This is a genomic window from Rubricella aquisinus (assembly GCF_014199445.1).
In the GTDB taxonomy this organism is placed as follows: Bacteria; Pseudomonadota; Alphaproteobacteria; order Rhodobacterales; family Rhodobacteraceae; genus Rubricella; species Rubricella aquisinus.
Genome location: NZ_JACIJS010000011.1, coordinates 13,004 through 33,309, shown reverse-complemented (window position 1 = coordinate 33,309; position 20,306 = coordinate 13,004). Strand labels below are relative to the sequence as shown.

Sequence of the window (20,306 nt, the reverse complement as noted above, 5' to 3'; positions counted from 1 at the left end):
CGGCGACGGGCGGGAGCGTTACTGAGCAAAATCGCGCACGGACAGGGCGTAGAGCGGCTCCGCGCCTTCCTGCGCGCTCAGCGCGAGGGCGGTTACCTGTGGCACCAACTGGCGCAAATGGAACTGTGCCAGCGCCAGACGCGCTGTATCACCCGGTGCGGCGAGGGAGGCTTTCATCAGGTAATGCCCGCCAAGGGTCAGGGCAAAGGCGCGCAAATAATTCGCCGCCCCAGCGAAGCGGTCGTTCAACTCCTGCTCCACCATCCAGCGTGTCGTCTCCGCAAGGCATTCGCCCGCATCCTGCAACGCATCGGCCAGCAGCGGATGCGCGTCGCGCGCGGTTACGGCCGTTGCTTCAATCTCGTCCAACAGGGCCTCGGCGGCGGTGCCGCCATCGGCCAGCTTGCGCCCGACCATATCCATCGCCTGAATGCCGTTGGTTCCTTCATAGATGCGCGTCACGCGCACATCGCGGGCAAATTGCGCAGCACCCGTCTCCTCGATAAAGCCCATGCCGCCATGCACCTGAATACCGAGGTCCGACACCTCCGACCCGACATCCGTGCCGAACGCCTTGGCGATCGGTGTCAGGAACGCCGCGCGCGCGGTCCATGCCGCGTCGCCCGTTGCCTTCGCCATATCGAGCGAATAGGCGCAATCATAGCAAATCGCCCGGGCGGAGCGCGTCAGCGCCTTCATCGTCATCAGCATCCGGCGGACATCGGCGTGATCCATGATCGTTCCGGTCCCGCCCTTGATCGGGGAGCGGCCCTGCTTGCGGTCCATCGCATATGCCAGCGCGTGCTGATAGGCAGCCTCCGCCACACCAACCCCTTGCGTTCCCACGCCAAGCCGCGCGTTGTTCATCATCGTGAACATCGCGGCCATGCCCGTGTTTTCCGCCCCGATCATCCAGCCGGTCGCGTTGTTGAACGCCATCACAGCCGTCGGAGAGCCGCCAAGCCCCATCTTATGCTCAAGGCTCACAGGATTGAGCCGGTTGGTCACCCCCGGTTTCCCATCGCCATCGGGCAGGTATTTCGGCACTATAAAGAGCGATATCCCCTTCGTGCCCATCGGCGCGCCGGGCAGACGCGCCAGCACGAGGTGGCAGATATTCTCCGCCAGATCGTGATCCCCCCATGAGATGTAAATCTTCTGGCCGGAAATCGCGTAGGTACCATCACTGTTTGGCACGGCCTTGGTCGTGAGCGCCCCAACATCCGAGCCCGCCTGCGGCTCCGTCAGGTTCATCGTGCCGGTCCATTCGCCGGTGATCAGCTTGGGCAGGTAGAGCGCCTTGATCTCGTCACTGGCATGGGCCTCCAGTGCTTCAATCTGTCCTTGGGTCATCAGTGGGTTAAGCGCCAGTGACAAGCAGGCGGAGTTCATCATCTCCCCCACGGCTGTCGTCAGCGTCATCGGCAGCCCCATGCCGCCGAAATCCGGGTCGGCGTTGATCCCGACCCAGCCGCCCTCTGCAATCGCCTGATACCCTTGGGCATATCCAGGCGAGCAGCGCACCACGCCATTCTCCAGTCGCGCGGGATGCAGATCGCCGGGGCGCTGCAGCGGCGCGAGCACGGATTCGGTGAGCTTCGCGGCCTCCGTCAGGATCGCCTCCGACATATCCTCCGTCGCTTCGGCAAATCGCTCGGTTTCAGCGAGCGCCGATGCGCCGATCACATGGGTGAGCGTGAACTGGATGTCCGCAACGGGTGCCTGATATGTCATTGTGAAACCCTCCCCAAATATGGCATGGCGCACTAACGCCGTTTTCAACGATTGGTAAGATTGGCACCGGCATGACACAAGAAGAACGCCACGTTACGGCGACCCGACGCCTGCCGCCCACGGATGCTGGAGTGGCGGAGGCAGCGGCCCTCCTTGCGGCTGGCGCGCTCGTCGCGTTCCCGTCAGAGACGGTCTATGGCCTTGGCGCGGATGCGCGCAACGGACAGGCGGTGGCGGCGATCTATGCGGCCAAGGAGCGGCCAAGTTTCAATCCGCTGATCATCCATGTGCCCGATCTTGCGGCGGCGGAGCGGTGGGGCGTGTTCAGCCCGGAGGCTCGGGCCTTGGCGCTGGCATTCTGGCCCGGCGCTTTGACGCTGGTGGTGCCAAAGCGGGACGGGTTGAGCGATCTGGTGACAGCGGGCGGCCCGATGGTCGCCATCCGTGTCCCCGCACATCCTCTGGCGCAACGTCTGCTGCGCGCGGCAGACGCGCCGATTGCCGGGCCAAGTGCCAATCCGTCGGGACGGATCAGCCCGACAAGGGTCCAGCATGTTCTTGACGGTCTCGATGGGCGGATTGCGGCGGTGCTGGATGGCGGGGACTGCACGGTTGGCGTTGAATCCACTATCGTCGGCTGGCGCGCGGGCCGCGCATGCCTCCTGCGCGCAGGGGGCGTGCCGAAAGAGGCGCTTGAGGCAGCACTCGCGGGCCCGTTGCAGGACGGTGAGGATCTGGAGACGCCCGAAGCACCGGGGCAACTCACATCGCATTATGCGCCAAATGGCACGGTGCGACTGAATGCGCTGGCACCGAACGCGGACGAGGTATGGCTTGGCTTCGGGCCGGGGGTAGATGGGCTTAACCTGTCACGAACTGGCGATCTGGCGGAGGCTGCGGCCAATCTGTTTGCCTGCCTTCATGCCTTGAACGATGCAAAAAAGATCGCGGTCGCGCCGATCCCGGATCAGGGATTGGGACGGGCGATCAACGACCGGCTTCGCCGCGCGGCGGCCCCAAGGTAGCCCTCCCGCACGTCGGCTGCGCCTCCCTTTGGGGTGAGGGCGAAAGACAAACGCTGCGGGGCAGCGTTTGCGCCCGAACGCGCGGAATGGAATGAAGCGCCCGGAAAGGCCGGCGCTGCGCGCCGGTTTAAGATTGCACTGAGGTGTTTGAGGAACAGGTCTGTTCCTCAAATCACGCTTCCGATTGTGGGGCTTACGATTCGCCCGCGCGTCAAGGCCGCTCGTTCCTCGGACCTTGACCCACGGCCGAATCGCGGGGGCTGCTCTTGCCCCACCAAGTCCAATTCACTTTCTTCAAGTATACCCCGCCGGAGGCACCCGCCCGCGCGAGCGGGCGGCCATGCCCAAAGGGAGTGGCGCGAAGGGCCAGCGACCTGCGGGAGCGCCTTCAGGCGAAACGGGCCGGGCGAATGACTTCGCAGTCCGTAACGCTCACGATACCGATATGGGGTTGGACCACCGCAAAGGCGGTCTCCAGCACCTGATCCGCGCGCTCAACCGTTGTGACCAGCGTGACCGATGCCATGCCGCCTGCGGATGACACCTGTCCCTCCCGGCTCCATGGCCCGGATTTGCCGGATCCGGCCAACACGGGCAGCACCGTATATCCCGGCACGTCCGCCTTATCGAGCGCATCGGTCAGGCGGCGCAGGAGCGGGGCTTCGATGATGATCTCGATCCGTTTGGCAGGGTGGGTCTGCATGGCTCTATCCTCCGAACAGGGAAGCGACGGCGAGATAGAGCGAAATGCCCACCGTCAGGTTGAACGGGAAGGTTACGCCCAAGGACAGCGTAAGGTAAATCGACGGGTTCGCGGCGGGCAGTGCCACGCGCATCGCCGCGGGCACCGCGATATAGCTTGCGGACGCGCACAGCGTCATCAGCACCGCAACCCCCCCGACGGACAGCCCCAGCAACAGCCCTGATGCCAAGCCAAGACTCGCACCGATCACTGGCATAAGCACCCCGAAGAGGATCACTGGTGGTGCGAGGTGTTGGCGGCTCGACCGCATCCCGCGCCCGGCAATCAGCCCCATATCGAGCAGGAACAGGCACAGGACGCCCTGGAAGGGAGAGACGATGAAGGCCTCGATCTTTGCAAGTCCTTCGACCCCGGTGATCCAGCCAATCGCAAAGGCCCCGATCAAGAGCACGATGGAGCCATTGAGCATCACTTCACGCAGCAAATCCTTGTCCACGCCTTTCTTGCCCGTCGCACCAGAGGCCAAAAGCAGCGCCGTCAGGATCGCCGGTGCCTCCATGATTGCGGCAACCGCGACCATGAAGCCCTCAAATGCGATCCCGGCGGCATCAAGCATCGAGGTCATCGCCACAAAGGTCACGATGGAGATGGAGCCGTAATGCGCCGCCACCGCCGCCGCATCGACGCGGCTCAGCCCGGATATGGCGCGCAGGATCACGAAAGCGATGAGCGGGATGGAGGCCGACAGGATGATCCCCGCGATCATGGCAAAGCCGAGTGTGACCGTCAGGCCATTCTCCGCCACGCCAGCACCGCCCTTGAACCCAATGGCCAAGAGCAGATAGAGCGACATGCCCTTCGCCACCGCCTCGGGGATCGACAGGTCAGACCGGGCCAGAGAGGCCGCAAACCCAAGGATAAAGAACAAGACGGTCGGGGAGAGGATATTCGCCGCGGCGAGGCTCAGGATCGCATCCATGAAAGGCAACTCCGTAAATCACTGGCGTGTCCTTACCCTTTTTCCATCAGGTGGCAAAGGGGGTGCGTGTAGCCGGGTGCGGAAGCCTCCGGCGGGAGGTATTTGGGGAAAAAAGAAACAGATGGACGAACGGGCAGGCGGTCAGCTTTTGCGCAGCCGGATCACCACATCGACCTTTGAGATTTCGACGCCCTCGGGTGCTGCGGGAAGCCGTTCAAACGCAACGCTGTCGGTCGGCGCGTCGGTCAGGCGGCCATCCTCCTCCCAGAAGAAATGCGGGTGGTCATCCGTGCGGGTGTCGAAATAGGAGCGGGTGCCATCGACCGTGATCTCATTGACCAGACCTGCATCGCAAAACGCGCGCAAGGTGTTGTAGACCGTTGCCAAAGACACGGACATATCCGCATCCGCCGTCGCGCGGTGCAGGCTTTCTGCGGTGACGTGCCGGTTCTGCCCGTCGCCCACCAACAGCTCCGCCAGGCAAAGCCGCTGACGTGTCGGGCGCAGGTTCGCCCCGGCGAGCCATTGGCGCGCGCGGCGGGTCACTGTGCTGTCTGTCATGCGGCCTGTCGCCATTGTCGGTCGTCCTGCAGTTACTTCTACGCCCTTATGTAATGCATGTGTGACGGTTTCGCAAACATCGCGCGATGCACAAGCCGCACAGTTGCCATTGCAGCCCGGGCGCGGCGGATGCTACATCATGCGTGAGAAATATTGCAGTTTTGAAGCATATCCGGAGCAGACCCACATGACCGACCGACCCAGCAGCATTGATTATGAGGGCCTTTTGCAATGTGCCCGTGGCGAAATGTTTGGCCCCGGTAATCCGAAATTGCCCGCGCCGCCAATGCTGATGATGGACCGGGTGACCGAGATTTCCGCTGATGGCGGCAGCCACGGGAAAGGGCATGTTGTCGCGGAATACGATATCAATCCTGATCTGTGGTTCTTCCAGTGCCATTTCCTTGGCGATCCGGTGATGCCGGGCTGTCTTGGCCTTGATGCGCTGTGGCAATTGACCGGGTTCAACCTTGGCTGGCGCGGGATGCTGGGCAAGGGCCGCGCGCTTGGCGTGGGGGAGGTGAAATTCACCGGCATGGTGACGCCCGAGACAAAGCTCGTGCGCTATCACGTCGATTTCACCCGTGTTATCGACCGCAAGCTCAAACTGGGCATGGCGAACGGCACGATGGAGGCCGATGGCGAGGTCATTTACACCACAACCGACATGAAGGTCGGGCTGTTTCAGGAATAATCCGCCCACCGGGCAGGGTCATCAGACGTAGAGAGGAAATGCCATGCGGCGTGTCGTTATCACCGGGATCGGGATCGTATCATCCATCGGGATCACAGCGGATGAAGTCAAGCAATCCCTCAAGGACGGGAAATCCGGCATTTCCGCCGCCCCCGATTATGTGGAGCACGGGTTCCGGTCTCAGGTCCATGGGATGCCCGATATCGACGTGACCGAGCATGTGGATAAGCGCCAGTTGCGTTTCATGGGCGACGGCGCGGCCTATAACTTCATCGCGATGGATCAGGCGATCAAGGACAGCGGGTTGGAGGCATCCGACGTTTCCAATGAGCGCACCGGGCTTGTCATGGGCTCTGGTGGGCCATCGACGAAGAACCTGTTTCAGGCGCATAACATCGTTGTCGAGAAAGGCAGTCCCAAGCGGATGGGGCCGTTCATGGTGACGCGGGGCATGTCCTCCACCAACTCCGCCTGCCTTGCGACGCCGTTCGCCATCAAGGGTGTGAATTATTCGATCACCTCTGCCTGCTCGACCTCTGCCCATTGTATCGGCAACGGGACGGAGCTGATCCAGTTCGGCAAGCAGGACATCGTGTTTGCGGGCGGTGGTGAAGAGCTTGATTGGACGCTGTCCTGCCTGTTCGACGCGATGGGTGCGATGAGCAGCAAATATAACGACACGCCCGAAACGGCCTCCCGCGCCTATGACGAGACCCGCGACGGCTTTGTGATCGCTGGCGGTGGCGGCGTGGTCGTGCTGGAGGAATTGGAGCACGCCAAGGCGCGCGGCGCGAAAATCTACGCTGAGGTGACGGGCTATGGCGCCACGTCTGACGGCTACGACATGGTCGCCCCGTCGGGTGAGGGCGGGGAGCGCGCGATGCGCCTTGCCATGTCCACGCTGGGGGAGCGGAAAGTGTCCTATGTGAACGCGCACGGCACCTCCACGCCCGTGGGCGACATCAAGGAGATCGAGGCGCTGCGCAACATCTTCGGTCAGGGCAACACGCCGCCCGTATCCTCCACCAAATCGCTGACCGGGCATAGCCTTGGTGCGACCGGGGTGCATGAGGCGATCTATTCGCTGTTGATGATGCAGGATGATTTCCTTGCGGCCTCGGCCAATGTCACGACGCTCGATCCCGCACTTAGCCCGGAAGAGATCGTGCTGGAGCGGAAGGACAACGCGGGCATCGACACGATCCTGTCCAATTCCTTCGGTTTTGGTGGCACCAACGCCACCCTCGCGATGAGCCGCTACGATGGCTGATCTGGTCAAGGGCAAGCGCGGGCTGATCATCGGCGTCGCGAATGACAAATCCATCGCCTGGGGCATCGCAAAGGTGCTGGCGGAGGAGGGGGCGGAATTGGCCTTCACCTTCCTTGGCGAAGGATTTGAAAAGCGCGTGCGCCCCTTGGCCGAAAGCGTTGGCTCCACGATCATCATGAATTGCGACGTGCAGGAGCCTGAGACGCTCGATGCATTGTTCGCAGAGATCGAGGCGCAATGGGGCAAGCTCGATTTCGTGGTCCACGCGATTGCCTATGCGGATAAGCAGGACCTGTCGGGGCGGTTCATGGACACGTCGCTTGATGGGTTCCAGAAAGCGTTGCATGTGTCGGCCTATTCGCTGGTGGATGTGGCGCGGCGCGCGCATCCGCTGATGACGGATGGCGGCACGATCCTGACGCTCAGCTTCCTTGGATCACAGCGCGTGACGCCGAGCTATAATGTGATGGGCGTGGCGAAAGCCGCGCTTGAGGCGTCCGTGCGGTATCTGGCCAATGATCTTGGCCCCGATGGTATCCGTGTGAATGCGGTCAGCCCCGGCCCGATGCGCACGCTCGCGGGGGCTGCGATCGGTGGGGCACGCAAGGTTTACCGCACGACCGAGGAAAATAGCCCGATGCGCACGAATGCGGACCTCGCCCATGTCGGCGGGGCGGCGGCGTTCCTGATCTCGGACTATGGGGCGAGCACGACGGGCGAATGCCTCTATGTCGATGGCGGCTATCATATCCTCGGCATGGCCCAACCCGAGAACCTCTGACGCGGCTCTCCCGCCCGTCGTTCAGTCGCTGACGCTCCTTCCTCCCGTTTGCTCCGGCAGCGCCTTCGGCGCTGGGGCTTCGCCTGTCATGAGGTGTTTGAGGAACAGGTTTGTTCCTCAAATCACGCTTTCAATTGTGGGTGTCACGATTCGCCCGCGCGTCAAGGCCGCTCGTTCCTCGGACCTTGACCCACGGCCGAATCGCGGGGCTGCTCTGTTAACGCAAACCCAAATTCACTTTCTTCAAATATACCCCGCCGGAGGCACCGCCGCGCCGTAAGGCGCGGCGCCCGGCCCAAAGGGAGCGGCCCGAAGGGCCAGCGACGTGCGGGAGCGCTTTGTCGGATTGCGCTTTGTCCCCCGATGCGCAAGGTTTGGGCCGGAAAACGCGGAGGGATGACATGGCAATTCGGGTATGTGTGTTTGATGCCTATGGCACATTGTTCGACGTCTCTGCCGCCGCGCGGGACGCTGCGGCCGAACCGGGGCGGGAGGCTTTCGCGGCGCATTGGCCCGAAATCTCCGCCCTTTGGCGGCAAAAGCAGTTGGAATACACATGGCTCCGCGCGATCGCGGGGCAGCACATTGATTTCTGGACCGTGACGCAAGATGGGCTTGATTATGCGCTAGAGGCCGTTGGCCTCGACGACGTTGCGCTGCGCACGCGCCTTTTGGAGCTATACCACCAACTCAGCGCCTATCCCGAGGTGCCGCAGATGCTCGCCACCCTTAAAGAGAACGGCTACCAGACCGCCATACTGTCAAACGGGGAGCCGGGGATGCTGGACGCCGCCGTCCGCTCCGCTGGAATTGGCCCCATGCTGGACGCGGTCCTGTCCGTGCAGGATGTGGGCATCTTCAAGCCCCATGACCGCGTCTACACCATGGTGACAGAGCGGTTTGCCTGCACGCCCGATGACGTACTTTTCGTCTCCTCCAACGGATGGGACGCGGCGGGTGCGGTGGGGTTCGGATTCCAGACCGTCTGGGTCAATCGCGCGGGCCTGCCCATGGACCGGCTATGGGCGAAGCCTGCCCATACGCTCACCGATCTGACGACGATACCGGAGCTTGCCTCATGAAGTATTTCGAGACCTCCGATGGGCTGTCTTTGGCCTATGACGATCAGGGCGCAGGCCACCCGGTCCTGTGCCTTGCGGGATTGACCCGCAACATGGCTGATTTCGAGCCATTGATGGCCGCCCGCGCGGATGCCGCCCGCTTCATCCGGTTGGACGCGCGCGGGAGAGGCGCATCCGACCGGGCCGCTGATTTCATGACCTATGACGTGGCCGTAGAGGCGCGCGACGCGGTGGAGCTGCTCAATCACCTTGGGATCGAGCGGGCCATGATCGTCGGCACATCGCGCGGCGGGTTGCAGGCCATGGTGATCGCCGCGTCGCTGCCTCAGCGGCTCTCTGCCGTGCTTCTCAATGATATCGGGCCGGAGATCGCGGGCGGTGGCCTTGATGTCATCATGCAGTATTTGGGCCGTCGCCCTGCAGCGAAAACCTATGAGGACGCGGCACAGGCCACGGCTGCCTTCAACGCCGAGCGTTTCCCGACCATGACAGCCGCGGATTGGCTGCCCCATGTCCGGCGGTTCTACGACGAGAAACCCGATGGGTTGCACTTGCGCTACGATCCCAAATTGCGAGACGCGATCCTCGCGCAGGCCGAGGCCGGCCCGATGCCCGACCTTTGGCCCCTGTTCGACGCGCTGTCGGGCATTCCCACGGGCGTTCTGCGCGGCGCGCATTCCGACCTCCTGACGGCAGAGACGGTGGAGCGGATGAAGGCCCGCCATCCTGACCTCCTGACTGGGGAGGTGCCGAACCGGGGGCATGTCCCCTTCCTTGATGAGGCCGAGAGCCTCTCCCTGTTTGACTGCCTGCTGGAGCGCGCGACATGAGCACCTATGACGATATCCGCAACGCAGCCCGCGTGCTGGACGGCGTGGCCCGGCGCACACCGATGCTGACCTCCCCCTTTCTGGATGAGATGGCGGGGCGGCGCGTGCTGGTGAAGGCGGAATGCCTGCAACATACCGGCAGCTTCAAATATCGCGGGGCGTCCTACGCCATTTCGCAACTGCCCGAAGGCACACGGGGTGTCATCGCCTATTCGTCCGGCAACCATGCGCAAGGGGTGGCGGCAGCCGCCGCACGGGCTGGGTTGAGCGCTGTGATCGTGATGCCCGCGAACTCCCCCGCGCTCAAGATCGACAACACCCGCGCGCTGGGCGCTGAGGTCGTGCTTTATGACCGGGCGACAGAGGATCGGGAGGCCATTGGCGCGCGGCTCGCCGACGCGCGCGGGCTTACGCTGATCAAGCCCTATGACAACCCGCATGTGATCGCAGGCCAAGGCACCACTGGCCTTGAGATAGCCGAGCAAGCCGCGGAATACGGCGTGAGCCAAGCCGACGTGGCCGTGTGCTGCGGCGGTGGGGGGCTGACCTCCGGCATCGCGTTGGCGCTTGCCGGGAGCGCGCCGGGATTCCGCGCGCGCCCCTGTGAGCCGCACGCGTTCGATGACGTCACCCGCTCCCTCGCCTCTGGCCGGATCGAGCGGAACGCGACGATGCTTGGCTCCATTTGCGATGCGATCGTGACGCCACAACCGGGGGATCTGACCTTTCCCATCATGGTGGCTCATTGCGGCCCGGGTGTGGTGGTCACGGATGACGAATGCCTTGATGCGATGAAACACGCGTTCCTGCGGCTCAAACTGGTGTTGGAGCCGGGCGGGGCTGCTGCCCTCGCTGCTGTGCTGTTTCATGCGGATGCGTTTGAGGGGGATGCAGTGATCGCAGTGACCACGGGTGGGAATGTCGATCCTGAGATGTTCGACCGCGCGCTTGCCCGGCCATGAGAGTTGATGTCGCGATCATCGGCGCGGGGATCGCGGGCGCGTCGCTGGCAGCGGCGCTGGCCGGGCACCGCTCTGTGCTGCTCTTGGAGCGGGAGGACGCGCCGGGGAGGCATTCCACCGGCCGCTCGGCTGCGATTTTCGTGCGGAATTATGGCAAGCCGGTGCTGCGCGCCCTCAATGACCTGAGCTTCGGGCCATTGTCCGAGGGCGGCTATCTCAGCCCGCGCGGGGTGATGACCATCGCCACACGCGACGACCGCCCGGCTTTTGATGCCTTCATGGCAGAGGCGCATGGCGTGGAGCAGATCACGACGGAAGAAGCCTGCGCGGCCTTCCCCCTCTTGCGACCGGAGGCCGCGAACCGCGCGGCCATTGAACGCGCGGCATCCGATATCGACGTGGACCGCCTGATGCAGGATCACCTGCGCGCCCATCGCGCCGCCGGGGGGGAGGTCTGGACAAAGGCGGAGGTGACGGCGCTCACGCATGATGGGCGCTGGCAGATCAGCTTGGCCGATGGGCGGGCCTGCTCGGCTGGGACGGTGGTGAACGCAGCGGGCGCATGGGCCGACGAAGTTGCGCGCGGCGCGCATGTCCGGCCCATGGGCATCATCCCGTACCGCCGGTCCGCCGCGATCCTGCCCGTCGAGCAGGACATCGCCACATGGCCCATGATCCTGCCCGCGACCGAGACATGGTACGCCAAGCCAGAGGCCGGGCGGCTGATGGTGTCCCCGGCGGATGAGGATCCGGTGCCACCGCAGGACGCGTGGCCGGAGGATATGGTGATCGCAGAAGGGCTCGATCGGTTCAGTCAGGCCGTGGACTATGAAATCACCCGCGTCACGCATAGCTGGGCCGGGTTGCGCAGCTTTGCCCCCGATCATGTCCCGGTGGCTGGGGAGGCCCCGGATGCGCCCGGCTTTTATTGGCTGGCAGGGCAGGGGGGGTATGGCGTGCAGACATCGCCCGCACTGGCCGCGCATATGGCCGCTTTGATTCGTGGAGAGGCGTCCCCCTGCCCGGACTGGGTTGAGAATTCCCTTTCACCCCGGCGGTTTGCCTAGGTTTTACGCAAATTCGCCAAGCTGTTTCCGCAGAATTCACGCTACTTTCACGATAGCTGTCTGTGCCTGTCCCTGCCGTTGCGTCATATTTGATTTAAGGCATACGGAAAGAGGGGTTCTTCACACTGCGTGCGCGACATGAGAAGCCGATACGGTTGCCCCCGTGGACGCTTTCGACCTGTCCTGCATCTGAAGTTAGTCGCGTCTTGTCCCATGAGTATTGGGGTTTCAGATCAGACTGGATGTAGCAGCGCGTGGACCATCATCCGTCCCAGATGATTGTGTTGGACAGGCCCATGGCCACCCTTGACCCTATGTGTCTTATCGTGCTGCGGCCCCTGATCCCCACCTGTCCCGGGGTCCCGCGGCGCTCGCCGACCCGGCAGTTCTGTCACCATGCCGGGTCGGCGCCCCTACATTCCTCCCTGGACGGGAAAAGGCCGCGGAAACCATCCCGCGGCCTTTTTTCGGTTTCAGAACGGTCGGATCAGCCGTTCATGCGGATCGTTTCGTTCTTTGGATCATAGGGGCTGTCCTCGGTCACGGTCGCATCATAGAGACCATCCATGATCCGCACCTTCAGCGCCTGCCCCGTCACCGCCAAATCGGGGCGGACATAGCCGATGCCGATCTGCTTGCCAAAGGCCACGGAGTAGCCACCCGATGTCAACCGTCCGATCATCTGCCCGTCATGGAACAGACCCTCACGGCCCCATGGGTCCGCATCATCAGGCCCGTCGATCAGGACCGTGACGCATTTCGCGCGGATGCCCGTCTCCAGCATCGCGGCCTTGCCCTTGAACTCCTTGTCGAGGTCCACGAACCGGTCCAGCCCAGCCTCCAGCGGCGTCGCGTCCCTGCCAAGGTCAGAGCCGAAGGCGCGATAGGATTTCTCCTGCCGCAGCCAGTTCTGCGCCCGTGCACCCACCAGTTTCAGGCCATGCGGCTCCCCTGCGGCCATGATCCGGTCAAAGAGGTGGTTCTGCATTTCCATCGGGTGATGCAATTCCCAGCCAAGCTCCCCGGTATAGGCCACGCGGATCGCGAGTGTCGGCACCATGCCAAGGTCGATCTGCTTGGCCGACAACCACGGGAATGCCTTGTTGGTCAGCGCCGCTGCCGGGTCTTCGGCCACGATCAAATCGCGCAGAATGTCCCGGCTGCGTGGGCCTGCCAGCGCGAACACGCCATATTGCGCGGTGACATTAGCCAGATACATGGAGCCAAATTCACCGATCTTATCCTCAACCATCTTTGCCAGGTAATCGCTGTCATAGGCCTCCGCCGCACCGGCGGTGACGAGGTAATAGGCATCCTCCGCCTGCCGCACGATCGTCAGCTCGGTCCGCACGGTGCCCGCGACGGTCAGCGCATAGGTCAGGTTGATGCGGCCCACTTTGGGCAGCTTGTTGCAGGTCAACCAGTCGAGGAAGGCCGTGGCCCCCGGCCCCTTGAGCACATGTTTGGTGAAGGCGGAGGCGTCGATCAGGCCCGCAGCCTCCCGCACGGCCTTGGCTTCGGCCTCAGCATATTGCCACCAGCCGCCCCGGCGGAAGGACCGCGCGTCATGGTCGCTGAACCCTTCAGGGGCGAAATAGTTGGGCCGCTCCCACCCGTTGACGCAGCCGAACTGCGCGCCGCGCGCGGCCATCCGGTCATAACAGGGCGCGGTTTTCAGCGGGCGGGCCGCGGGGCGCTCTTCATCGGGGTGGTGGAGGATATAGACATGCTCATAGGCCTCCTCATTCTTTTTGGTGGCATATTCGCGGTTGACCCAGCCGCCAAAGCGGCGCGGATCAAGCGACCACATGTCAATCTCCGCCTCCCCTTCGGTCATCAATTGCGCAAGGTAATGGCCCGTGCCGCCTGCCGCCGTGATGCCAAAGGAGAACCCTTCCGCGAACCAGAAATTGCGCACGCCGGGGGCCTCACCGACCAGCGGGTTGCCATCGGGGGTGTAGCAGATCGGACCGTTGAAATCGTCCTTCAACCCGGCGGTTTCGGAGGATGGGATGCGGTGGATCATCGACATGTATTCCTCTTCGATCCGCTCCAGATCGAGGGGGAACAGGTCCGCGCGGAAACTGTCCGGCACGCCAAACTTGAAGCAGGCGGGCGCGTTCCGCTCATAGGGGCCAAGGATCCAGCCGCCGCGTTCTTCCCGCACATACCATTTCGCATCCGCGTCGCGCAGAACCGGGTGCTCCCCGTTCTGCTTGCGCCATTCGACAAGGGCCGGATCAGGCTCTGTGACGATATACTGGTGCTCCACGGGGATCGCGGGGATGTAGGTGCCGATCATCGCGGCGGTGCGCTGGGCATGGTTGCCAGTGGCGGTGACGACATGCTCACAGGTGATGGTGAACTTGTCCTCGCTGGAGATGAGGTTGCCGCCCTTATCCGCCATTTTGGTGCAATGGACGACCCAGTCATCGCCCTGCCGGGAGAAGCCATCGACCTGCACCCGCCGGATCACCTCAACCCCGCGTTGGCGCGCGCCCTTTGCCATGGCTTGCGTCACGTCAGCCGGGTTGATGTAGCCATCGGTGGGGTGGAAGATCGCACCGACGAGGTCTTCGGTCTGCACCAGCGGGTAGCGATCCTTGATATCCTGCGGGGTCAGCCATTCATGCGGAATGCCGACCGTCTCTGCCGTGGAGGCATAGAGCCGGTATTCGTCCATCCGCGCCTGCGTTTGCGCCATGCGCAGGTTGCCCACGACCGAAAAGCCCGCATTTAGGCCCGTTTCCGCCTCAAGCTCTTTGTAGAATTTCACGGAATAGTCGTGAATGTGGCTGACCGCGTAGCTCATATTAAAGAGCGGCAACAAACCGGCTGCGTGCCATGTGGAGCCGGAGGTCAGCTCGTCGCGTTCAAGCAACACCACATCGGACCAGCCCGCCTTGGCAAGGTGATAGGCGATGGACGCGCCAACCGCGCCCCCTCCGACGACAACGGCGCGTGCATGGGTTCTCATGACTCAATATCCTCCGGCAAAGATGCTGATATCTTGTGCCGTGAAGCGCTGAAGGGGAAGGGCGCGCGGGCGACTGTTGGATGCGGATTTGCGACCTGCCCTGATTATGTCGGAATGGATTAACTGACCGGCGTGCCGCGTGCCACAAACGCCTCTCGCAGATCATCGAGCGGCTCACATCCCAGAAAGCACACCGCCTGCAACCGGGCGTGGAGCGCGCGGGCCGCGTCGATGTTCCCCTCCTCCAATTCCAAAATACCCATATAGCTGAGCGCGCCCTCATGCCGGGGGTTCAGGGTGAGTGCGCGTGTGTAATGCACGCGGGACGCGGCGAAATCGCCTTCCTTGCGATGGGCATAGCCCAACAGGTTCCACGCATCGGCATTGTCGGAATTGCGGGCGACAATCTCCTCCAGCATCGTGATTGCGGCGGGGGCCTGCCCGCTTTCGATCATGCCAAGGGCCGCTGTCAGGCGCGCGTCCTTGCTCGTAGTGCTGCCGTAATCCGTGCCGGACGGGGCCGCATGAAGTGGGGATGCGAACAGCATCGCGATCAGAATGAGAAAACGCATGGGATGGCTCCTTGCCGGAATGGGTCTATCACCATAGGTCTTAGCGCGAATTGATAAGGATGCCAGAGCATGACCAACCCGTTGTTACAGCCTTTTGACCGCGCTTACGGCTTGCCGCCCTTCGATCTGATCGCGCCGGAGCATTACGCGCCCGCGTTCGAGGCAGGCCTCGCGGAAGCGCGGGAAAGGATCGCGGCGATCAAGGAGAGCGGCACACCGACCTTCGCCAACACGATCGAGGCGATGGAGCAGTCGGAGGGGTTGCTGGATCGGGTCGCGGGCGTGTTCTTCAACATCTCTGGCACCGACGCATCGCCGGAAGTGGAGGCGATCATGCGCGAATGGTCCCCGAAATTCGCCGCCTTCTCCTCCGAGATTACGATGGATGCGGAGTTGTTTGAGCGGATTGATGACCTCTACCAGCGGCGCGACACGCTTGGCCTGACGGATGAACAATTGCGGGTGCTGGAGCTTTATCACGCGATGTTCGTGCGGGCCGGGGCGCAACTGGATGACGCAGGCAAGGCGCGGCTGGCGGAGGTGATGCAGCGGCTCGCGACGCTCGGCACGCAGTTCACGCAAAACGTGCTGGCGGATGAGCGGGACTGGATGATGGCGCTCTCTGCGGAGGATCTCGATGGGCTGCCTGCGGATCTGGTGCGCGCGGCCAAATCGGCGGCGCAGGAGCGGGACGTGGACGGCTATGTCATCACCCTGAGCCGGTCGCTGATCGTGCCGTTCCTGCAATTCTCCACCCGCCGCGACCTGCGCGAAAAGGCGTTTGCCGCATGGACATCGCGCGGTGCGAATGGTGGTGACACGGACAACGCGGAGATCGTGCGCGAAACCCTTGCCCTACGCGAAGAACGCGCGACGCTGCTCGGCTATCCCAGTTTCGCGGCCTTCAAGCTGGAAAAGGAAATGGCTGGCGGGCCGGAGGCCGTGCGCGATCTTCTGATGCAGGTCTGGACCCCGGCCAAGGCCGCAGCGGAACGGGATGCGAAACGGCTGGAGGCGCTCATCGCGGAGGAGGGCGGAAACCACCCGCTTGGCCCCCATGACTGGCGCCATTACGCGGAGAAACTGCGCAAGCGCGATCACGATCTGGATGAGGCGGAGGTCAAACCGTACCTGACGCTCGACGCGATGATCAACGCGGCGTTTGACGTGGCGACGCGCCTTTTTGGCCTCACATTCGAGCCGGTGGATGCGGTGCTGCATCACAAGGATGCGCGCGCATGGGACGTGAAGCTGGGCGACCGGCATATGGGCCTGTTCATTGGGGATTATTTCGCACGCCCGTCCAAACGCTCCGGCGCGTGGTGCAGCCGGTTCCGGGGGCAATCCAAGCTCGATGGTGATGAGCGGCCCTTGGTGCTGAACGTCTGCAATTTCGCCAAGGGTGATCCGGCGCTGCTGACCTTTGACGATGCGCGCACGCTGTTCCATGAGTTCGGCCATGCGCTCCATTGCCTGTTGTCGGATGTGACCTACCCGTTCATCTCCGGCACCTCCGTCGCGCGTGATTTCGTGGAATTGCCAAGCCAGCTTTACGAGCATTGGTTGAGCGTGCCTGACATCCTGCGCACCCATGCCCGCCATTATGAAACCGGGGAGCCGATGCCGCAGGCGCTGCTCGATAAGCTCAAAGCGGCGGAGAATTTCGATCAGGGTTTTGCTACGGTCGAATATGTGGCAAGCGCGCTGGTCGATCTGGATTTCCACGCGGGCCCCGCCCCGGCGGACCCGATGGCGGCACAAACCGAAACGCTGGACCGCATCGGCCTGCCGGAGGCCATCGTGATGCGCCACGCCACGCCCCATTTCCAGCATGTGTTCGCAGGCGACGGTTATTCGTCGGGCTATTACAGCTATATGTGGTCAGAGGTGATGGACGCCGATGCCTTCGCCGCGTTTGAGGAGACGGGCGATCCGTTCAACCCCGAATTGGCCGCGAAACTGGCGGAGCATGTTTACTCCGCGGGCGGGTCACGCGCGCCAGATGTGCTCTACACCGCGTTCCGGGGCCGGATGCCGGGGCCGGAGCCGTTGTTGAAAGGGCGCGGGCTCAACGCGGCATGAGCGGCAAAGAGCGTGATCTGACGCAAGGCTCCATTCTGGGGCATATCCGGGCTGTCGCCATTCCGGCGGCACTCTCCTTGCTGTTTGTTACGCTCTATAATGTGACCGATACGTTTTATGCTGGCAAAATCTCGACGGAGGCGCAGGCGGGGCTTGGCCTTGGTTCGCAGTTGTTTTTCATCATCATCGGGACCGGTGTTGGGTTTCGCATCGGGGTGTCTGCCTTTGTCGGGAATGCGATCGGGGCGGGTGACAGGCAGGCGGCCGCGCGGGCGGCGGCGCAAGCCATCGGGGCGTCAGTCGTGGTCTGTGCGTTGGCGATGGTCGCGGGGTTCTGGGGGCTGCCCGCGCTTGCGCGCGCGGTTGGGGGTGACAATGCCTATGTGGATAACGCTGTCACCTATATGCGGCTGATGCTGCTTTCCGCGCCGGGGTTCATCGTGACCTATGCGATGACCGGAACGCTCAGCGCGCAGGGCGATACGGTGACGCAGGAGCGGGCGCAATTGGCGGCCACCTTGGCCAATGTCGGGCTGAACCCGCTGTTCATCTGGGGTATTCCGGGGGTGTTCGACGGGTTTGGGCTGAACGGCATCGCGCTCTCTACCATCCTGTGTCAGTCGGGGGTTTTGCTGTTCATCGGATGGAGCGCCTTTCGCTCTGATGTGTTGAGGGACATCGCATGGCGTGATCTGCTGCCGCGATGGGGCAAGCAGAAGGATTTGATGCGCAATGTCATCCCCGCCTGCTCAACGATCTATGTGACCGTGCTGGGCGGTGTGATCGCGCAGTTTTTCCTTCGGCCTTATGGCGCGGATGCGGTGGCTGCCTATGGCGTGGGGTTCCGGTTGCAACAGTTGCTGCTGTTGCCAGTGATCGGGCTGACCACGGCGCTGCTGCCACTGACCGCTCAGAACATCGGTGCCGAAAAACAGGATCGCATTCGGGAGGCGGTCGGGCTGACCGCTATGGCCGGATGTGTATTCGTGGCGCTGGGTGCGGTGGTGATCTGGACCATGGGGGAGCCATTGGTGCGGTTGTTCAATGACGATGACGCGGTGGTCGCCCATGCGGTGATGTTCCTGCAAATCCTTAGCTTTGGCCTGCCGTTCCTTGTCCTGATCTTTGTCAGTCAGAACCTGCTTCAGGGGTTGGAGAGGCCGAACTGGCCGCTGCTGATTGGCGTGTGGCGGCTTGGGATTGGGCTGGCCCTGTTCGGGTGGCTGTTCACCGGGCCGATGGGGCTTGAGGTGCGGGGCGTTTGGCTTGCGCTGTTGGCCGGTGGGGTCACCGGGGCGGTTCTGGCCGCGATCATCACGCTGCGCGTGGCGCGTGGTGCTGGATTAAACCTGCTCCGCCCGGCGGATCAGAACCATTGACCCGGTTCGATAAAGCCAAGCTCCATCAACTGCGTTGAGGTCCAAGAGAACCGCTCCGACTGACGCCATGTGAAATTGGCAATCTCGAAGGTCGATCCCGGATTGCGTTTGAGCGATTTTGCCACCCGGAACGACATCACCGCACAGGTGATGTTATGGTGCCATTTGCTCGATACCGTGTTCATCTCATCATCCGACAACAGCAGATCGGTGCAGATGGTGAGGTCACTTCGCGCTTTGAACAGGCTCACGCGGTCGATCCGGCGGCGTTCCCACGGCACGAACTCCTCAAACCGCCAGCCAAGCCCGCCAAAGATGTTGAACTGCCGATCCAGCGGCTGCCCGTCGCGATAGCGCTGAAAGCTGTAATATCCCGACCGGTCGAGATAGGCATCAGACGGATCGACGGCATTCGTGGCGCGGTATAGATCGCCCGCATAAAGGTCGATCGCGGAGGTAAAGACGGAGGATCGCCGCTCTTCTTCCATGAAGGCCGTCAAATCCTTGATGCTGCGCGACTCGCAAAAGGGAAAGAACAGGTATTCGGCATTAAAGCCCCAATAAATCCATCGCCCGGCTAGTGCGGGGATCAACAGATTGAGCATCTCCACCACATGATCGCGATTGCGCACCAGCACGGGCAGGTGGCGCACTTCCGCATCGAAAGCTGGCAACACGCCAAGGTCGTCTCCAATGAGCAGGATCGCGTCAAAGCCGAGCTTTTGATGATGCGCGATGGTCCCCGCGATTTCACTTGGGTCTTCGGCAAACAGGATCGCCACAGGCCCCTGTGGCAGCGATGAGACTGCGCCAAGAATGATGCTGTGAAGCGGCTGATCCTGCATTTGCCCTGTCCATTGGAACCCGCCCCGTCTTACAGAGGATTGCTGGTTTTGCAAGGATTCCGCGAATGCTGGCCTGTTCGCCTCCCTTTTAAATAGAGCTGTCCAAGTGACCCGTTTTTATGCTAGATTTACGGTGTTTTTACTGCAACGCACTTGTATATCACAATCAGGTTTGTATAACCGTGGGTACTCAACAGATGTGGGGTAAGTTCGTGGGATGAACTTGGGCAACCCGACATCACGACAGGAAAACGAAATGACAGAAACTATGGAATTGGAAACTGCGGATATTATGGCGCTCACTTCTGAGATCGTCTCGTCCCATGTTTCAAACAATTCGGTCATGGCGAATGATCTGCCGGACCTGATTGAAACGGTGTTTCGCAAATTGTCCGACCTTGCGGGCGGCGCTGCGGAAGCACAGGCGGAACTTGTTCCGGCAGTGCCGATCAAGAAGTCGGTGACCGATGACTACATCGTGTGCCTTGAGGATGGCCGGAAGCTGAAAATGCTCAAGCGGCACCTCTCCACAGCCTATGGCATGACGCCGGATGATTACCGCGCGAAATGGGGTCTGCCGCCAAGCTATCCGATGGTCGCACCCAACTACGCGGCCAAACGGCAGGCACTGGCAAAACAGATCGGTCTGGGCCGCAAGAAAAAAGCCTGATTTGCGGCCAAGGTTGCGGGTCCGCCCGCTTCCCGCTACATCACACGGCGGTGCCCCGGAAATGGGCGCCGCCGTTATTTTTTGCCCTCAAGG

18 protein-coding genes are annotated in these 20,306 nt (G+C 62.5%); 11 read left to right on the top strand and 7 right to left on the bottom strand.

The genetic code is table 11. From position 1 onward, the window contains the following. Positions 1-18: 18 nt before the first annotated feature. Positions 19-1,734 carry an acyl-CoA dehydrogenase gene (locus FHS89_RS14965; protein WP_184012937.1) on the bottom strand — a complete coding sequence of 572 codons (1,716 nt, stop codon included), beginning with the start codon at positions 1,732-1,734 and terminating at the stop codon, positions 19-21. A 71-nt stretch (positions 1,735-1,805) separates the two neighbouring features. On the opposite strand from FHS89_RS14965, the gene FHS89_RS14960 reads away from it, so the two are divergent. Continuing rightward, complete coding sequence (locus FHS89_RS14960) at positions 1,806-2,759, top strand: L-threonylcarbamoyladenylate synthase (protein WP_184012936.1); 954 nt, start codon at positions 1,806-1,808, stop codon at positions 2,757-2,759. Between the two features lie 388 nt (positions 2,760-3,147). On the opposite strand, the gene FHS89_RS14955 is transcribed toward FHS89_RS14960, so the two are convergent. From FHS89_RS14955 to irrA, 3 genes are all read right to left on the bottom strand, one after another. Next, on the bottom strand, positions 3,148-3,462 hold the full coding sequence (locus FHS89_RS14955; protein ID WP_184012935.1) for a P-II family nitrogen regulator: 315 nt from the start codon (positions 3,460-3,462) through the stop codon (positions 3,148-3,150). A gap of 4 nt (positions 3,463-3,466) precedes the next feature. After that, the gene (locus tag FHS89_RS14950) at positions 3,467-4,441 is read right to left on the bottom strand and encodes a sodium-dependent bicarbonate transport family permease (RefSeq protein ID WP_184012934.1); all 975 of its coding nucleotides are present in this window, start codon (positions 4,439-4,441) and stop codon (positions 3,467-3,469) included. Positions 4,442-4,582: 141 nt separating this feature from the next. Next, entirely contained in the window at positions 4,583-5,002 is a 420-nt protein-coding gene (gene irrA, locus FHS89_RS14945) for an iron response transcriptional regulator IrrA (RefSeq protein WP_184012933.1), read from the bottom strand. A gap of 187 nt (positions 5,003-5,189) precedes the next feature. Between irrA and fabA the strand changes: the two genes are divergently transcribed. The 7 genes from fabA to FHS89_RS14910 all read left to right on the top strand — a co-directional run bounded on the left by fabA (position 5,190) and on the right by FHS89_RS14910 (position 11,688). Further along, the gene (gene fabA, locus FHS89_RS14940) at positions 5,190-5,696 is read left to right on the top strand and encodes a bifunctional 3-hydroxydecanoyl-ACP dehydratase/trans-2-decenoyl-ACP isomerase (protein WP_184012932.1); all 507 of its coding nucleotides are present in this window, start codon (positions 5,190-5,192) and stop codon (positions 5,694-5,696) included. A 43-nt stretch (positions 5,697-5,739) separates the two neighbouring features. Further along, a complete protein-coding gene (gene fabB, locus FHS89_RS14935) occupies positions 5,740-6,966 on the top strand; it encodes a beta-ketoacyl-ACP synthase I (protein WP_184012931.1) in 1,227 nt (408 codons plus the stop codon). Further along, positions 6,959-7,747: an enoyl-ACP reductase FabI gene (locus tag FHS89_RS14930; RefSeq protein ID WP_184012930.1), complete on the top strand. Its 789-nt coding sequence runs from the start codon at positions 6,959-6,961 to the stop codon at positions 7,745-7,747. Before fabB ends, FHS89_RS14930 begins: the two co-directional genes overlap by 8 nt. Before the next feature lie 401 nt (positions 7,748-8,148). Continuing rightward, entirely contained in the window at positions 8,149-8,829 is a 681-nt protein-coding gene (locus tag FHS89_RS14925) for a haloacid dehalogenase type II (RefSeq protein ID WP_184012929.1), read from the top strand. Next, entirely contained in the window at positions 8,826-9,659 is an 834-nt protein-coding gene (locus tag FHS89_RS14920; RefSeq protein WP_184012928.1) for an alpha/beta fold hydrolase, read from the top strand. Before FHS89_RS14925 ends, FHS89_RS14920 begins: the two co-directional genes overlap by 4 nt. Beyond that, on the top strand, positions 9,656-10,621 hold the full coding sequence (locus FHS89_RS14915) for a threonine ammonia-lyase (RefSeq protein WP_184012927.1): 966 nt from the start codon (positions 9,656-9,658) through the stop codon (positions 10,619-10,621). Before FHS89_RS14920 ends, FHS89_RS14915 begins: the two co-directional genes overlap by 4 nt. Beyond that, entirely contained in the window at positions 10,618-11,688 is a 1,071-nt protein-coding gene (locus FHS89_RS14910) for an NAD(P)/FAD-dependent oxidoreductase (protein ID WP_184012926.1), read from the top strand. Before FHS89_RS14915 ends, FHS89_RS14910 begins: the two co-directional genes overlap by 4 nt. A 487-nt stretch (positions 11,689-12,175) precedes the next feature. On the opposite strand, the gene FHS89_RS14905 is transcribed toward FHS89_RS14910, so the two are convergent. Together FHS89_RS14905 and FHS89_RS14900 are read right to left on the bottom strand one after the other, a co-directional pair. Then, positions 12,176-14,665: a GcvT family protein gene (locus FHS89_RS14905; RefSeq protein WP_184012925.1), complete on the bottom strand. Its 2,490-nt coding sequence runs from the start codon at positions 14,663-14,665 to the stop codon at positions 12,176-12,178. A gap of 119 nt (positions 14,666-14,784) precedes the next feature. Next, on the bottom strand, positions 14,785-15,237 hold the full coding sequence (locus FHS89_RS14900) for a tetratricopeptide repeat protein (RefSeq protein ID WP_184012924.1): 453 nt from the start codon (positions 15,235-15,237) through the stop codon (positions 14,785-14,787). 69 nt (positions 15,238-15,306) lie between these two features. Between FHS89_RS14900 and FHS89_RS14895 the strand changes: the two genes are divergently transcribed. After that, positions 15,307-17,319, top strand: a complete 2,013-nt coding sequence (locus FHS89_RS14895) for a M3 family metallopeptidase (RefSeq protein WP_184012923.1) — start codon at positions 15,307-15,309, stop codon at positions 17,317-17,319. Further along, positions 17,316-18,698, top strand: coding sequence for an MATE family efflux transporter (locus tag FHS89_RS14890; protein ID WP_184012922.1), 1,383 nt, complete (start codon positions 17,316-17,318; stop codon positions 18,696-18,698). The genes FHS89_RS14895 and FHS89_RS14890 overlap by 4 nt, the downstream gene beginning before the upstream one ends. Here FHS89_RS14890 and FHS89_RS14885 read toward each other — a convergent pair. Next, positions 18,686-19,543 (bottom strand): hypothetical protein, encoded by an 858-nt coding sequence (locus FHS89_RS14885; protein ID WP_184012921.1) that lies wholly within the window; start codon positions 19,541-19,543, stop codon positions 18,686-18,688. The two genes, FHS89_RS14890 and FHS89_RS14885, sit on opposite strands and share 13 nt — an antisense overlap. A 292-nt stretch (positions 19,544-19,835) precedes the next feature. Here FHS89_RS14885 and FHS89_RS14880 point away from each other — a divergent pair, with 292 nt between their 5' ends. Continuing rightward, positions 19,836-20,213 (top strand): Ros/MucR family transcriptional regulator, encoded by a 378-nt coding sequence (locus FHS89_RS14880; RefSeq protein WP_246413959.1) that lies wholly within the window; start codon positions 19,836-19,838, stop codon positions 20,211-20,213. Positions 20,214-20,306: the final 93 nt, after the last annotated feature.